Here is a 16,290-nt window from a genome sequence, read left to right as displayed (position 1 = left end):
AAGGCAGCGTTCTCTGCCCCATAAAGGGGAATGAAGACGCTGCCTTATCCTATTCGCGCGGGCTACAGCAAAGAGGCTAGGGCGACAGCCAGTTCAGCGCGGGTGAGCTGGTTGCCTGCGCTGTTCAGTGTCGCCGGCTCCTTGCCACTCAGAGCGGCGTAACGATCCAAAATCAGCTGCATATGCGCGGCGGTGAGGTTTTCGTCGGGGCGGAACTTGCCGGTATTGTCGCCTTGCACGATCCCGTTGTCGACCGCCCAGCCGACGTAGCCGCTGTACCATGTTCCCGGCTTGATGTCGGGGAACCGATTGCTCTCGGTCGTCTCCGCGCCCAGTAGCCTGCCGAGTACCGTAATGGCGGCGGCGCGGCTTACCGGAGCGTTCGGGGAGAAGCTGGCCGATCCGGTTCCGTTCATGACGCCTTTGTCATACAGCGCCTTGATCGCGCTATAAGCGCTGTCCGCCGGGTTAACGTCCGTGAAGGGCAGGCCGCCGATCGTGAATTGCCATTGCGATACGCCGGCATATTCCGCGTTGCCGGACACGACGGCGACGGTGAGGCGATAAGTTCCGTCCGCTTTCGGCATAATGTCCGAGAGGGAGCTTTGGAGCTCGGACAGCAAGCGGGTCTCGGAATAGTTCTCCGAAGGCACGTCCGTCACAGTAACCTGGATGTCTTGAGCGGGCACGTCCGCGCTAGCCTTAATGGACGTCAGCTGCGGTTTGCTGCCGGATGCCAATCCGGTCAGGCCGGCCCCGTTATTGACGCTGAAGGTCACGCGCTTCTTGCCCGAAGCGTCGGTGGAATCCGATATGCCGGAGAAGCTGTGAACTGTGTTGGTAATGACGAATGCTACGGAACCGACGGCGTTAGGATCGGAAGTTTGCTCATTCTGCCACGCATTAAATCCTTCCGGAAAATCGGGCATTCCTTCCGGTCTCGTTCCCGGGAATCCGTTTCCTTCCGGAGGCATTTGCCCGGGCGCCGGGCCGCTGCCGTCGGTCGGAGGAGCTTCTCCGGGGGCTTGGCCGTTGCCGGGACGAACTCCGCCGGGGCCGCCCATCCCACCCATCATGCCGAAGGAATTACCTGTATACTGCTGCTGGATCTCGTTGATATAGACATGGTATTCGGTATTCGGGGCTAGCTCCGCAGAGCTGAAGGTTACGCTCTGAAAAGCTTTATCCGCCGTGTGCGTCAGCAAAGCTTTACCATTCGCATCCGTCAGCTTAATAACGCTGCCAGCCGCTTGCGTCGACGCGAAAGCCAGCTCGATGAATGTCTGTTTGGAGCCGGAGCTCGTTGCATCGTTGCGAGTGCCGAGCGCGACGACCGTTCCGCCGTTAAGGGAAATATCCATGTCCGCGTCTATTCCGCCGTCCGGGCTTCTTTCGTTGGACTGGGTCACGACCGTCCCGCCGTTGATCGTCAGATAGCCGTTGGAGTCGATGCCGTCTCCTTCCGCCCCGAGCCCGGCGTTCACTTTCAAGTAGCCGCCGTTGATCGTCGTCACGGAGATGCGGTCCTCGTTGGTATTGATGCCGTCATCCTGCGCTTTGATCTCGATGTGGCCGCCATTGATTGTCAGGTGCAGCTCTGAATTGAGCCCTTCGTTGTCTCCTTCGATATACAGCTTGCCTGTCCCGGCGGATTCGCCGGAAATGTTCATCGACATTTTGGAATAGAACGCTCCGTCGTACTTATGAAGCTTCTTGGTCGTTCCTTCCTTGTAGATGCGGGCTACGTGGGAGCCGTTCGCCTTGTTGACTGAACCGTCCGCCAGAATAACTTGCGCCCCTGCCTTGGACAGATCGGTAGCGCCTTTCGTATCTACCGTGGAGTCGTAAGGCTCGTACACATTGTAGAAAATGACGGCAGGCGCAACCGTGCAGGTAATGTCCGCTCCGTCCAGAATCAGGACCACGACCGCCGTCGGATCGCTGGAAGCTTTGTCTCCCAGGTCGACGGCAAGCTGGCCGGCCGATAAAGTACCGGAGACGCGATAAGTTCCGGGTTTAGTAATCGTTACGACAGTGTGTCTGGCCGCCTCTTCGGAAGAGTGTTCGTCGGCAGTCTTTCCTTCTCCGTATGCACTGCCGTGTCCGGCCTCGTAAAAGATGATATCCGCTCCCACATATACGGCGGATCCGAAGTCGGTCGACGCCGCTTTACCGTCTACCGTTACTCCATCGTTGGACAGCCGGATGGCGATCTCCCCCTCCGCGCTTGCGGCCGATGCGGACACCGTGGCGCAGGACAGCGCGAGCACCAAGGCGAGAAGCAGGAATGAAGTTCTTTTCAGCATGTGTATCGGGCACTTCCCTTCACTATGATATGTCCCTACTGTAACTGGACAGTCTTAAATGAAACTTAAATGGATTTTTGCAGTTGCTGTCATCTTTTTTTCGGAACCTTGGCAAATGTTTAGAAAAGGTTGAGAGGCGCTTCGCTATAATGAGCCGAATAACTGACATCTACCGGGGGAATCTCAGATGAACAATCGAATGAAGACTAGCTTGATTGCGGTTCTAACGTTTTGCCTATTTCTTTCGTTATGCTCGGTCGCGGCTGCCGCACCGGCGAAAATTACGTTTAATCTCTCCAATACGGCGGGAGAGCCGGGAGAGGAGGTTGCCGTGAATCTGACGGTCGATATTCCGGGTGATGGGTTTTATTACACCTACCTCCCTTTTGTAGATTGGGAGCTTCCGACGTCGGGCTATCGGTTCGGAAGCTGGGTAAACGGCACTTCGATCACGATTTTTCTAACCATCGACGAGAATGCTCCTTCGGGCAGCTATTCCGTGTTCATGGATCGTGAGAACACAGAAGTAAATAAAGGCCCTACATCCAATACGGTCAACCAGCCGGTTAACGATTACGTGGACGTAGCCGGAACGGTCACCGTTCATAAGCAAGCGACGGTCGGCACCGTCAGCGGGACAGCGGGCAGCCTGGTGAACGTCCCCGTGACAACCAATTCCACGGAACCGATCGGCTATTACGATCTGACGATTCCGTACGATCCGAATGCGTTGGAGGTAAGCGTCGTAACGGCGACGTACGGAGGAAATCTCGACTATCAGGACGAATCGGGGACGTTAAGAGTGACGTGGGACGGCCAAGCCGATAACACTTCAATCGTGAACGGACAACTGTTCAACGTCGCGTTCAAGATCAAAACGGATTCGCCGCTTGGAGACAAGGCGTTGGCTATTGCTTCGGGAGCCGTGTTTAAAAATACAACAGGCAGCGTTATGACCCCATTCTATACGCGTCCAGGTTCGGCCAAGGTGACATCCAATCTCGCTCCGGTTGCAGAGAATGTTAGCGTAACGGGAACAGAAGTCGTTGGCCAGACAATGACGGGAACGTATTCGTATTCGGATCACGAAGAAGACGCCGAAGACGCATCCATGTTCAAATGGTATCGCGCAGATACTGCTGGAGGGGCTAACGAACAGCTTATTTCCGGGGAGAGCGAAGGCGATTATACGCTGCAGCCGGCAGATAAGGGGAAATATATCCGCTTCGAGGTGACGCCTGCGGCAAGCGCCGGCACATCTCCCGGTGTTCCCGTAAAAAGCGGATTTACAGGACAAATTGCAGCACCGACCTATCCGGTCGCTTACGACGGCAATGGCGCGACTTTCGGCAGTCTGCCGACGACCCCGCAAGGCTATGAGGAAGGCGACGTCGTCGCAGTGCTTGGGAACGTGGGCAGTCTTGAGAACCCTCACCATAGCTTCGCCGGTTGGACGCTTGATTCCTTGAACTCAGGATCGGTTTATTTGCCGGGGGATACTCTGACGATCGGGACGGAACCAATTACTTTATATGCTAAATGGGTCGTTAATAGGTATACGGTTTCGTTTCATTCGAACGGCGGCAGCGCGATAGAGAGCGTACAGATCGACTACGATACGGCGTTTGCGGCTCCGACGCGCCCGAGCCGGTCGGGATATTCCTTTGTGGGCTGGTATAAAGACGAGCAGTTGACCGAGGCCTGGAGCTTCGATTCCGATAAGATCGCCGGCGACACAGATTTGTACGCCAAATGGTCGCGGAACTCCGAAAGCTCCGGCGGCGGAGGGGGGCCGACGGTTCCGGCTGCACAAGAAGGAGACTCTTTTAAAGTTAAGATCAACGGCAAAGAAGGAATCGTGGGCACGCTGACAACAGCGGTGGATAAGGGGCGTACGGTTTCGCTCGTCTCGCTGGACCGGACGAAGCTGGCCGCCCTGTTGGAGTCCGGAGACGAGGGATTCAAGCTTGCGATTCCGATCGCCGGCGCTGCAGCCAGTGTAACCGTGGAGTTGAATGGCGAATCTGTTAGGACACTGGAAAGCAAACAGGCGATACTCGAATTCAAGACGGACAAAGGGTCGTACGTTCTGCCCGTATCCCAGTTGGGCATTCAAGAGATTGCCCGCCAACTGGGCGCGTCGGCCGACTTGCAGCAGATTAAGCTTCGGATCGAGATGGCGGATTCTTCCGAGGCGATCGCGAACGCGTTTAACGGGGCGGCTTCCAAAGGCGGTTTTACGATTGTTGCCCGGCCTCTGGAGTTCCACGTAACTGCGGTTAACGGAAGCCGATCGGCGGAGATTTCGGTTTTCAGTACCTTCGTGGAACGAGAGATCGCTCTTCCCGACGGCGCGTCGGCCGATCGGGTAACGACGGGAGTAGCGGTCGATCCGGACGGCACGGCACGGCATGTTCCGACGAAGATCGTGCAAGAGAACGGCCGACAAACGGCCCGCATTCATAGCTTGACGAACAGCTCTTACGCCGTTATCTGGAATCCAATCGAATTCAAGGACGTGGCAGATCATTGGGCGAAGGACGCGGTCAACGACATGGGCTCGCGTCTCGTTATCGGAGGCGTAGGCGAGGAACGGTTTAGTCCAGATCTGGACATTACCCGCGCTGAGTTCGCGGCGATCGTCGTCCGGGCGCTTGGACTTAAGCCCGTGCAGGGGATAAGCTCTTACCCGGATGTTGATTCGAAGGCTTGGTATCAAGGAGAGGTAGAGGCGGCGAAAGCCTATGGCCTCGTCAACGGTTATTCCGACGGCGCCTTCCGCCCAGCGGAGCGAATCACCAGAGAGCAAGCGCTCGTCATTCTTGCTCAGGCGATGAAACTGACCGGTTTGAAGGACAAGCTACAATCGTCCGCGCAACCGTCCATTGATGGCTTCGCCGACGCGGACCAAATTTCCGCTTGGGCGAAAGCAAGCGTGTCCGAAAGCTTGCAGGCGGGGCTCGTAAATGGCCGGAAGGATAACCGACTGGCACCGAAAAGCTTTATTTCCAGAGCCGAAGTCGCCGTGCTCGTGCAACGCCTGCTGAAAGAATCCGATTTAATCTAGTTGCGGGACGTTCCCGCGATCGGAGAGGGCTGTCTCATAAGTTAACGGAGCCGTACCGAAAGATTATTGATGGATGCAGGGGAATGGGCATCCATCTCCTTCCGATGCTATAACGATCCTGAAGTTTTGAATAGCTAGACTTGTGACAGGGTCATTTCAGGACCGTATGAGGCAATCTCAGGAGATAGATGCCCTTCTCTTTTATCGGTAATCTTGTACGTTCCTACTTATGGGACAGCTCCCTTTTCTTATGTTCACAGTTTAGAATTGGCCTTCGCATCCCGACCCCGGCCCCGCCAAGGCACATTCTTGGCCTCCACGTCCCGGCTGCGGCTCCGCCAAGGCACATTCTTGGCCTTCGCATCCCGGCTGCGGCCCCGCCAAGGCACATTCTTGGCCTTCGCATCCCGACCCCGGCCCCGCCAAGGCACATTCTTGGCCTTCGCGTCCCGACCCCGGCTCCGCTAAGGCACATTCTTGGCCTCCGCGCCGCAACCCCGGCTCCGCCAAGGCACATTCTTGGCCTCCGCGCCGCAACCCCGGCTCCGCCAAGGCACATTCTTGGCCTCTCCGTCCCGGCCTTCGCGCTAAATTCCACCGCTGCTTATCCCAATGTTCCGACTCCCCTATCCTATCCACCGCCTTCCTTCGAGCGCGATCCGATTAAATAGCCGATAATCGTCGATTCGACGGGCAGAACGACAAGCGTCCACAGTTCCTTAAGGCCGAAGTCGGGAGAACGGTATTTGTCGGGGGTCAAAGTGTACACCAGCGCGATGAGCAGGACGACAAGCGCGATTGTGCCCACGATGTACAGGCGGACGTTGTCCCCCGAGCCGAAAAATCGGCCCAGGAAGCCAAGCTCGGCTTTGCGCTTCTCGCTTTCCGAGTTGGCGGCGATAATTTTGCTGGCGACCTTCGGATCTTGAATTTCGAGTTTATTCATGCCCCGGGCCCCCCCTCTCCCGCGAAAAAGGTGAACGTAAGCGACCAATTCGTCGCTTCGTAGTTGATCGTAACCTCGTAACGAAGAGAAAGGGGCCGATTGTTCAGGACGCCGAGGCGGATCATGTCGCGGTTGCCTGTCGGCTTGCCTCTGGGGAAGTTGATGCAGGCGATTCGCACTTCATTGTAGCGAACAAGGCTGATGTCGGTCGTGAAGTCGTTCCTCTCCGGCTCATACTCCGCGCAGAATACGAATTTCAGCGGATCGTGCTCTTCCGAAAGAACGATCTCGATCGGGTTCATGTCGTAGGCGAACACTCTGCCATGGTAGACGGCTTCGAATCCTCCGGACGTAATTTTCATCGCGATTCCCTCCCCGAGGCCCGAGCGATTAAGCCGCGTACAGGCTTCTTAATCTATGTTTACGATTGGAATCGCCGAGACATGACATCGGGATCAGTGCCGCTCCCGATGCTGCTCGCGGAATGCTCCCGGGCTAGCGCCGTGATGCTTGCGAAACGCCTTCGAGAAGTACGAGAGATCCCCGAACCCTACGGAAGCCGCGATCGTGCCGACCGGGACCCGGGTGTGGATCAGCATGCGAGCGGCTTGTTCCATTCGGTAGCGGGTCAGGAAGTCGTGAGGCGACTTGCCGATTCGTGCGCGGAACCGCTTGGAGAAATAGGAGCGTTCCAGTCCTACATGGCTCGCCAGGTCGGCTACGGTCAGCGGGCGAGAGTAGTTGGACCGGATGAAGCGAATCGCTTGCTGCACGGACTCGTCTGCGTCGCGTTTGGACAAGGAGCCGAGCGCGACGGAGGACTGACTTGTCCCTTCCATTAGACAGGCAAAGAAACGAAATAAATGGCCGATACCGTCGGCCTCTCCGATGAAGGATTCGTCCGAAGTGCCTTCGAACATCCGCTCGAACAGATCGGAAATCCGTCCCGGCTCGCGAAAAGAATACGTAGGATGCTCCTCCGTCAGCCCTGCTGCGGTCAAATACGCGCCGAAAGCTTCCGGGTCGAATCCGACCCATACATACTGCCACGGCTCGTCCTCATCCGCGCGGTAAGCTCCCGGCACGTTGGGAAACAATACGAAGCAATCCCCATTTTTCAGCTCGTACGACGTATTGTTCACTTGAAACTTTCCTTTGCCTGAACGGATATAGTGGAGCAGCACGTGATCGCGCATTGCCGGACCGTAGCCATGGCCGGAGGAACAGCGATGGTATCCGCAGTAGTACAATTGAATCGGCCGCCCCGGTAAACTGGTAGTAATAAAATGTTCTCCGAATTCGCGCTCCATCTTTTCGCCCCTTTACAGCTCCCCGTCGAATCATCGGAGAGACACATTTTTCTCACCATATCTCTATCATATTAAGGACTTCTACGAAAATAAACACACAAAATTACCGATCTATCACACAGGACTAAGCTCCCTGCCGCCGCTGGCTTCCGCTACAATGGAAGCACTTCTTTATATTTCAATCGATAAGGAGCGGCATTACGATGAGCGCTAGATTAGAAAATGCCCGGTGGCAATTAAACGAGAACGGCATCCTGTGGGAGATCGGATCGGACGCCAGACTGCCTCACAACGATCAGCTTGAGATGAGCGGCCGCAGCGTCTCCGCGATCGTCCGGTACGGCGTCAATGAAGCGGGAGAACTTCTGCTCGTTAGACAGGTTGTATGGCCGATGCTTCGCACGATACCGAACAATACGCATGCAAGCTTGACGCATGAGTATCCCGAAGAGGCGATTCCCCGTGTAAAAGCGAACGGTCGGTTTCTGTCCGCGGAGCGGCCGCAACAAGTCATTTTCGACGGGCTGCTGGAAATCGAAAGCGAGACAGGGGAAGGATTGACGGTGCGCCGTCGTCTGTTTCCGGCTTCCGAGAGTCCCGCGCTGCTAGAGACGGTGACGATTACGAACGCGACGGACACCCCTGTTATCCTGGAAGCGGAGCCGTCGGAATACTCCAGCCGTGGCAGAGGCACCGGCGGAATTTACGCGATGGAAGTCTGCGTGGATGCAACCGGACCGGTCGAGCTGAAGCCAGGCGAGAGCGTCGAATTTCACGTGTCGTACGTCGGGCGCAAATGGAGCGAGCGTCTTGAAGCTCCAGATCATCAGCAGGAAGAGCACAAAAGGAGGGAGCAGGTCGAAGCGCTGCGGGGCAAGCTCCGTTTCGAATCGCCCGACCCGGTTCTCGGCCGCATGTTCGAATTCGCCAAGCTTCGCGCTTCGGAGAGTCTGTTCCGCACGAAATACGGACTGCTGCACAGCCCTGGCGGAGGGCATTACTATGCCGCAGTTTGGACGAACGACCAGATCGAATACGCGGCGCCTTTTTTCGCTTACCTGGGGGACCGACCCGCGATTGAGGCCAGCTTAAACGCCTTCCGGCTCTACATGCCCTTCATGGGACCGGACAATGTGCCGGTCCCAAGCTCCGTCATCTCCGAGGGCATCGATATTTGGGAAGGGGCGGGTGACAGGGGCGATGCGGCCATGTACGCCTACGGAGCGTCGAAGTTCGCGCTCGCGACGGGCAGCCGAGAGATTGCCGAGGAGCTGTGGCCCGCAATTGCGTGGTGCTTGAACTATTGCAGAAGCCGTTTGACTACAGAGGGGGTCGTCGCTTCCGATTCCGACGAACTGGAAGGGAGATTCCCGACCGGCGGGGCCAACTTGTCTACTTCGGCGCTGGCTTACGGCGGATTCCATTACGCTTCGGCGCTCGCCCGGGAGCTGGGCATGCGGGAGGAAGCCGATGCGGCGGCGAAGTCGGCGGACGATCTGCGCGAGGCGATCGAAGCCTATTTCGGCGCCGAGGTGGAAGGCTTCCGAACGTACCGCTATTATGCAGGCAACGAGGTTTTGCGGTCTTGGATCGGTCTTCCGCTGTCCCTCGGCATTACGGAACGAAAAGACGGTACGATCGCGGCAATGCTGTCCCCCCGTCTATGGACGGAGGACGGGCTGGCGACGGAGGCCGGAGACACCGTGTTCTGGGATCGTTCTACGCTATATGGACTGCGCGCGCTGTTCGTAGCAGGCGAGACCGAGAAGGCGTTGGATAAGCTGTCCGCGTATTCGAAGCGGCGCTTACTTGGAGACCATGTGCCCTACGCGGTTGAAGCGTACCCGGAAGGAAACCAGCGTCATCTGTCCGCCGAAAGCGCGCTGTACGGCCGGATCGTGACGGAAGGCCTGTTCGGCATTTCTCCGACAGGGCTCGCTTCCTTCTCTTGCGCTCCGCGCTTGCCGGAAGGCTGGCCTTCCATGACGCTGTCGGAAATTCAGGCGTTTGGACGGAGCTTTGATCTGAAGGCGAGTCGTTCCGGCGAGGGGACCGTTCTCCTGACCGTGACGGCGGACGGCCGCGAAAAAACGCATTCCTTACGGGATGGAGAAGCGGCGGAGGTTCGGTTCGAATCATGATTTGTTGAAAAAGGCAGCGCCTTCGGGCTTCCTGTAGAGGGGGCAGGGGCGCTGTTTTTTCTGAAAAGAACTCGAATTTATCTGTATGATAAATCGTACAAACACCGCGATTTTGTTGGTCGATGCGTACATTCCATGTGATTTTTCGTACAAAATACGGCGATAGAAAGGTCGGATTAATGGATTTGTACGATAAACCGCACAATTTCATTTTGATCTCCAAATACCCCTCAAGTCCCCAACTTTCCTTTATGTACCATACGGCGTATGGTAACCTTGATCTAACGCCGAGTTTCGCGGTTTGTCGCGTCCGGTAGGGGAGAAACCAGTTGAAGGAGAGATTGGGCGTTGAAGAAGAGCACTTCTGCCATTCTTGTTTTCATGATTGCGATACAGATGTTTACGATTGCCTACTCGACCGGCGTCGAGCGTTCTTCGGCTGCTGCCGCTGAAGCTCTTTCGGAGGAGGCGCGGGAAAGGCTGGAGGAGCTGGTTGCTCAAAACATCCTTCCGGATTCTTTTCAGCGCAATTTGCGTCAGGCGATTACGGTGGACGAGCTGGCGCGGCTGTATTACCGAGAGGAGCGGGGACTGGATCAAATCGAGATCGACCATCCGGGCTTCGACGAAAATACGCCCGATTACATCAAAGCGGCCTTCTTGTACGGAATGATCGACGATCTGAACGATCTGAAGCTGACGATGACTCGCGCAGAGGCGGCCAAACGGATTTCGAAGAGTCTGACCTACACGGTGGGGACCGACGTTTTTACGCGGGATTTCGCTTCCGTTAAGCCAAGCGATTTCCATGCTGTCGGGAATGTTCTGTCTGCCAGCGTCATCCCGGCTATTCAGGGCAATTTTCAACCGAACAAGCCCTTTACCCGCGAACAAGCCGTCATTGGAATGGATGCGCACTCGTCGGGCAATATCCGCGGAATTTTGCCTTTTAGCGGCTTGAACGGCCAAGAGAGCATAACGGTGGGCTCCAATTACGCCTATCTGAGCTTCGAGTCGGCCGAGGACGCCAAAGAATACATCGGATATCAGGTCAAGAATATGACCAAGGGCGTGAAGCTGACGGGTAAGCAGCAGAGGATCGACGTCGGCTTCGCTATTTTGGAGCTATGGACTCCGACGCACGAGGTCAAGTTCACGTTCAAGAACGGCCTGGAGCGTCTTCGTTTTCGCGGAAACTCCGTTCTGTACGGCACTTTCGTCTATACGAACTGGCATGGAGAAGGCTATCTGGCCGAGCCGCGAGAGCTAAAGGCGGCAGAGAAGGCCAATCTGGAGCTGCAGCCGGACTCCGTTCACCGCAAGCTGTATGCCCGTACGGATCAGATTTTGAAGAAAATTCTTAAGCCGAACATGACGGAAGAGCAGAAGGTTAAAGCTATTTTCGATTACGTTGTGACTCAAATCAAATACTCCAGCGGAGCGGACTATATCTCGGCGGCCAACGCGCTGAAAGCGATCGAGGAAGGCAGGGGCGTGTGCGCCCACTATACGTCGCTGTTTCACTATTTGGCTACGAGGGCGGGCATTCCGACGATCCCGCTTTCCGGACCCTCTTTTGTCGGGGAGCATGCCTGGAATATGGTGTATTTGAACGGCAAATGGGTCTATGTCGACACAACGCTGGCGGACGGCAAAAAAACCATCGATTACACCTATTACCTGAAAGACGCCATGTTCATGATGAAGACGCGGACGTGGATAGGCTACGGCTACCCGGACATCAACATTTATCCGGAAGTGGACGGCATGAACCTGAAAACGACCGAGGAGCTGCGCGTGTATTTGCTGAGGAAAATGGCGGAGAGCCGTACAGAGCCGCCGAAGAAGATTACTTTTAAGGTAGCTGGCGCCAAAGTGGATACGGACGTCAAGTTTCTGACCGTAGTCAGTCCTGAATATAAATACAAGCTGAATTATGATTCTAAGAACAAGCTGTACACGATGATCCGAGGCTAACGGGCGTGGCGCAAAAAGAGCAAAAAACATCAAGAACATCAGTTCTTGTACGGCTACAATAAGGAGTGAAGGGAGGTCGCAAGGTGTCGTCGTATGAGGAAGAGATTCAGCGTGTCGTAGATGAGATCGAGGAAAGACTGGGAGAGGAATTGAGGTTTTCCGGCTTGGCGCGGCTGTCGAACTTTTCGGAGTTTCATTTCCACAGGGTTTTTCATACTTTTGTGGGGCTGCCTGTCATGGAGTACGTTCGCGTCCGCAGGCTGGCGCGCGCAGCATGCCGCATCGCCTATTCGCAGGATCGACTTCTGGACATCGCGCTCGATTGCGGCTTCGGGACGCCGGAGACGTTCAGTCGAGCCTTCCGCAAGCTGTACGGCATGACGCCTGGCGACTACCGGAAGAAGGGCCTTCGTCCTCCGGAGTACGCTAAGGTCAATGTGCTGGAACGAAGGATTAATCCGTACTTAGGAGGAATTCGCATGAAGTATCGTATTGAGACCAAGCCGGCCTTCGAGGTGATCGGCTACTCGATTCGTACGAGAAACGAAGACGGGCAGAACAATCGGGACATACCGGCTTTCTGGGGGCAATATATGGCGGAGAAAAAAGGAGAAAGCTTGTACGGGGTGGCCGCATCGAATGTGGAGTACGGTATCTGCGGCGACTTCGACATGGAATCCGGCGAATTCAGCTATATCATCGGCGTCGAGGCTAGAGAAGGCGCCCAAGCCCCCGAAGGGACGATCAAGCGCAGCTATCCGGAGGAGACCTACGCCGTATTCACGACGCCTAAGGTTGCTCCCGATCAGTTTACGGACTCCATCCAGAATACGTGGTTAGCCATCTTCAGCGAATGGTTCCCCAACTCGGGCTACGAGCACTCCGGCGGCGCAGAGTTCGAGCATTACGACGAGCGATGCTGGCAGGACCGCAACGAACAGTTGGAGATGGATATTTATATCCCGATCAAAAGCAAAGCCTGAGACGGTGCGCGGTCGAACGATCATTCGCCGAGAGCTGCGTTTGGCGGAACAAATTTCGATTGAAAATGCGATTGGTCTATGTTAATGTACTAGTTAACAGGTTGGAAAACTAATAATTAAGCTCGACCGGACAGCCGGAGAGACGCTATTCACGATAAGTGGGCGTCTTCCGGCTGTTTATTTTGTTGGATTTAGAGGGGATTAAGAGATGAAATATCGTAGATTGGGCCGCACTGGCCTAAAGGTATCCGAAGTCGGCTTGGGCACGATGGCGTTCGGACGATGGATTGACGAGCAAGCTTCGGAAGCGGTGCTGAACGCAGCGCTGGAGGCTGGCATTAATGTGGTGGATACGGCGGATATTTACGGTCGGGGAATGGATCTGGGCGATCCGACCCTCATTGGGGAGTCGGAGGAGATTATAGGGAATACGCTGCGGGGCCGCCGGAGCGAGGTGATTCTGGCTACGAAGTTTCATGCCCGAGTAGGGACGGGCGTTAACGATGCCGGGCAGAGCCGCTATCACATTTATCGTGCGTTGGAAAACAGTCTGAAAAGACTGAAGACGGATTACGTCGATCTGTATCAGGTGCACAGCTTCGACGCGGAGACGCCGATCGAGGAGACGCTTCGCACGCTGGACGATCTGATCCGGCAGGGGAAAATCCGCTATATCGGCTGTTCGAATTATGCAGCATGGCAGCTCGCGAAGGCCCATGGGGTGAGCGCTCTGAACGGCTTGCACCGCTTCGAAAGCGTTCAGCCGGAATACAGCTTGATAGCGCGAGATATGGAGAGGGAGCTGGTTCCGTTCGCCGAATCCGAGCAGGTCGGCATTCTTGTCTACAGCCCGCTTGGCCGGGGCATTCTGACCGGCAAATACCGCCAAGGCGAAGCGCCGCCGGCCGAATCTCGACTGGCCGCCGGTGAGAAGCGTCTGGAGCTGCTGCTGCAAGGAAACCCGGCGTACGCCTTGGTCGATGCGATTAAGCCGTTGGCGGAAGCGAGAGGATGGACGCTGGCGCAATTCGCGTTCACGTGGGTGCTCAGTCATTCCTATGTGTCCTCGGCCATTCTCGGAGCGTCCAAGCCGGAGCACGTTCGCGACTCGCTGCGCTATGCGGATGAGCGTCTTACTCCGGAGGAGCTGACAGAGATCGATGAGATTTCCAAGAAGCTCGGTCTTTTTTTATAAGCTAATTCCTAGTTAACCGATTGAATATATAAAATTTGGGAGGCGTACAGATGAGCGCACAGAAACGTCAGCTTCACCTAGGTTTGTTTTTATTTTCGACCGGCTATCATCCCGCGGGATGGAGACTCCCGGAGGCCGTAACGGACGGCGCGTTCGATCCGAAATTTCTTCACAGGGTCGCGCGCAGACTGGAGGAAGCCAAATTCGATTTCTTCTTCCTCGGAGATGCCTTGGCATCCAGCGCGGACATGCAGTATCAATTTCCATCGCAAATGGTGCGGCTGGAGCCGTTCACAATGATCGCCAATATTGCCGCCGTTACGGAGAAGATCGGCTTGATCGTGACTGCGAACACGACGTATGCCGAGCCCTATCATATCGCCCGATTGACGGCGTCGCTGGACTATTTGAGCAGCGGACGCGTCGCCTGGAACGTCGTTACGGGAGCCGATACGAGGGCCGCGCTGAATTTCAGCCGCGAGAAGCACTGGGATAACGCCAAGCGCTACGATTACGCCGACGAATTTGTACAGGTCGTCAAGGATCTGTGGGACTCCTGGGAGGATGACGCCTTTGTCCGCGACAAGGCTGGGGGCGTGTTCGTCGACGAGAGCAAGGTGCACAAGATCAACCATGCGGGAGAGCACTTCTCTGTCGCCGGTCCGTTGAACGTTGCCAGGCCTCCGCAAGGACAGATCCCGTTGCTCTCGGCAGGCACTTCCGAGCGCAGTCAGGAGCTGGGGGCGCAATTCTCCAACGCCATCTTCACCGGGCAGATTCATATCGCCGGAGCGAAGCAGTTCTATTCCGGCATCAAGAGCAAAATGGCCAAGTACGGGCGCGACCCGGGCGAGCTGTCCATTCTGCCGGGGCTCGTGCCTTTAGTCGGCAGAACGGAGGAGGAAGCCAGAGCGAAGTACCGCGAGCTGAACGAACTGCTCGTGACGGACTTTAATCTGGCTCCATTATCAGCACGCATTGGCATCGATCTGTCGGGTTACTCGCTTGACGGACCTCTGCCGGACCTCGAGTTGTCCACTCTGCCGGGAGGCGCGGCCAAGGACTTGGTGACGCTGGCCCAACGGGCGTCCGGCCGCGAGGATATTACGGTGCGCGAGCTGTTCCACTACTTCTCGGCCACCTGCCGCGGGCATTTACTCATCGTCGGCAACCCGGAGCAGATAGCCGACCAGATCGAGGAATGGTTCGTTCAGGAGGCAGCGGACGGGTTCAATATTTGCCCGCCTTATATGCCGGGAGGCTTGGATCTGTTCATCGATCTGGTCGTTCCGGAGCTGCAGCGGCGCGGCTTGTTCCGCACCGAGTATGAAGGCAGTACGTTCCGCGAGCATTTCGGCTTGTCCCGTCCGGACAATCGGTTCGCGAAGCGGGCCGTCCTGCAGACGGCTGCCGAGTAACGTAACTATTGGCCGGGAGCGCCGCAAGACGAGAAATGAGGGAATTCAATGGGAATCGGAAAACCGGCCAAGAGCAGTTGGCGCATTGTTGCCGGACAGATTGCGCTGCTCCTGATCGTACTCGGCTTAATCGAATATATCGTCCGGGCGGAGATCGTCGGAAGCTTATACCTGTCCAAGCCGACGCTGGTCGTCGAAGAGATCGTAAAGCTGTTCACGCAAGGGGAAATCTTTCATCATCTGTTCGTTACGCTTAAGGAATTTGCCGCAGGCTACGTGCTCTCGGCAGTGGCGGGCATCGGCACGGGCATGCTTCTTGTGCTTATCCCGAAGGCCGAGACGTTCTTCCGCCCGTTTCTGTCGGCACTGCTCGCCGTACCCAAGGTGACGATCATTCCGCTGCTGATGCTCTGGCTGGGCATCGGCTTGTCGCACAAGGTCGCTATCGTATTCCTGTTCTGTTTCTTTACGATCGCCTTTAATACGATTACGGGGATCAAACAGACGGCGGACAATCACCTGAAGGTCGCGAGAGTGTTCGAGGCATCCAAGCTCCAGACGATCGTGAAGGTGATTCTCCCTTCCGCGGCGCCTACGATTTTCGTAGCCTTGCGAGTGTCGGCGGCAACCGGGCTTGTCGGAGCGCTGTTCGGGGAAATGGTCGCTTCCAAAGACGGGCTGGGCAATCTGCTGATTCAAGCCACCTCTCTGTATGATACTGCCAAAGCCTTTGCCATCATTACCGTCGTGACAGTCGTGTCCGTCCTAATCATCGCTGTCATCGACCTTCTGGAGAAGAGAGTCGTGCTAAAGTGGAAATCCGCTTGATTTTATTTTCAACTAGGGAGAGAAAAGTCTGAAATCCTTAGCCAACGCACGTAGTAACGGAAATGCGCATAACAAATAAGCCATTCTCAAGACGGCTATTGGTAATTTGTGGTTTATTT

Annotated in this window: 11 protein-coding genes; 7 read left to right on the top strand and 4 right to left on the bottom strand. The window is 56.0% G+C overall.

Annotation, left to right across the window (positions count from 1 at the left end; all coding sequences use genetic code 11):
- Positions 1-62 precede the first annotated feature (62 nt).
- On the bottom strand, positions 63-2,306 hold the full coding sequence (locus tag DFP98_RS19690) for an S-layer homology domain-containing protein (RefSeq protein ID WP_116062322.1): 2,244 nt from the start codon (positions 2,304-2,306) through the stop codon (positions 63-65).
- A gap of 187 nt (positions 2,307-2,493) precedes the next feature.
- Here DFP98_RS19690 and DFP98_RS19685 point away from each other — a divergent pair, with 187 nt between their 5' ends.
- On the top strand, positions 2,494-5,373 hold the full coding sequence (locus tag DFP98_RS19685; RefSeq protein ID WP_116062321.1) for an S-layer homology domain-containing protein: 2,880 nt from the start codon (positions 2,494-2,496) through the stop codon (positions 5,371-5,373).
- Positions 5,374-6,004: 631 nt separating this feature from the next.
- Here the strand turns inward: DFP98_RS19685 and DFP98_RS19680 are convergent.
- The 3 genes from DFP98_RS19680 to DFP98_RS19670 all read right to left on the bottom strand — a co-directional run bounded on the left by DFP98_RS19680 (position 6,005) and on the right by DFP98_RS19670 (position 7,629).
- Entirely contained in the window at positions 6,005-6,319 is a 315-nt protein-coding gene (locus DFP98_RS19680; protein ID WP_116062320.1) for a hypothetical protein, read from the bottom strand.
- Positions 6,316-6,681 (bottom strand): DUF6864 domain-containing function, encoded by a 366-nt coding sequence (locus DFP98_RS19675; protein WP_116062319.1) that lies wholly within the window; start codon positions 6,679-6,681, stop codon positions 6,316-6,318. The genes DFP98_RS19680 and DFP98_RS19675 overlap by 4 nt, the downstream gene beginning before the upstream one ends.
- A 93-nt stretch (positions 6,682-6,774) precedes the next feature.
- A complete protein-coding gene (locus DFP98_RS19670) occupies positions 6,775-7,629 on the bottom strand; it encodes an AraC family transcriptional regulator (RefSeq protein WP_116062318.1) in 855 nt (284 codons plus the stop codon).
- Between the two features lie 203 nt (positions 7,630-7,832).
- Here DFP98_RS19670 and DFP98_RS19665 point away from each other — a divergent pair, with 203 nt between their 5' ends.
- From DFP98_RS19665 to DFP98_RS19640, 6 genes are all read left to right on the top strand, one after another.
- Positions 7,833-9,770, top strand: a complete 1,938-nt coding sequence (locus DFP98_RS19665) for a glucosidase family protein (RefSeq protein ID WP_116062317.1) — start codon at positions 7,833-7,835, stop codon at positions 9,768-9,770.
- Positions 9,771-10,118: 348 nt separating this feature from the next.
- The gene (locus DFP98_RS19660) at positions 10,119-11,747 is read left to right on the top strand and encodes a transglutaminase domain-containing protein (RefSeq protein WP_116062316.1); all 1,629 of its coding nucleotides are present in this window, start codon (positions 10,119-10,121) and stop codon (positions 11,745-11,747) included.
- Positions 11,748-11,830: 83 nt separating this feature from the next.
- The gene (locus tag DFP98_RS19655) at positions 11,831-12,730 is read left to right on the top strand and encodes an AraC family transcriptional regulator (protein ID WP_116062315.1); all 900 of its coding nucleotides are present in this window, start codon (positions 11,831-11,833) and stop codon (positions 12,728-12,730) included.
- Between the two features lie 208 nt (positions 12,731-12,938).
- Positions 12,939-13,925: an aldo/keto reductase gene (locus DFP98_RS19650; protein ID WP_116062314.1), complete on the top strand. Its 987-nt coding sequence runs from the start codon at positions 12,939-12,941 to the stop codon at positions 13,923-13,925.
- A 50-nt stretch (positions 13,926-13,975) separates the two neighbouring features.
- On the top strand, positions 13,976-15,343 hold the full coding sequence (locus DFP98_RS19645; RefSeq protein ID WP_116062313.1) for an LLM class flavin-dependent oxidoreductase: 1,368 nt from the start codon (positions 13,976-13,978) through the stop codon (positions 15,341-15,343).
- 48 nt (positions 15,344-15,391) lie between these two features.
- A complete protein-coding gene (locus DFP98_RS19640; RefSeq protein WP_116062312.1) occupies positions 15,392-16,171 on the top strand; it encodes an ABC transporter permease in 780 nt (259 codons plus the stop codon).
- The last annotated feature ends 119 nt before the right edge of the window (positions 16,172-16,290 follow it).

This window comes from Cohnella phaseoli (assembly GCF_003386235.1).
Classification (GTDB): domain Bacteria; phylum Bacillota; class Bacilli; order Paenibacillales; family Paenibacillaceae; genus Cohnella; species Cohnella phaseoli.
The sequence above is the reverse complement of the archived record's forward strand: the minus strand, read 5'-3'. Positions and strand labels throughout refer to the sequence as shown.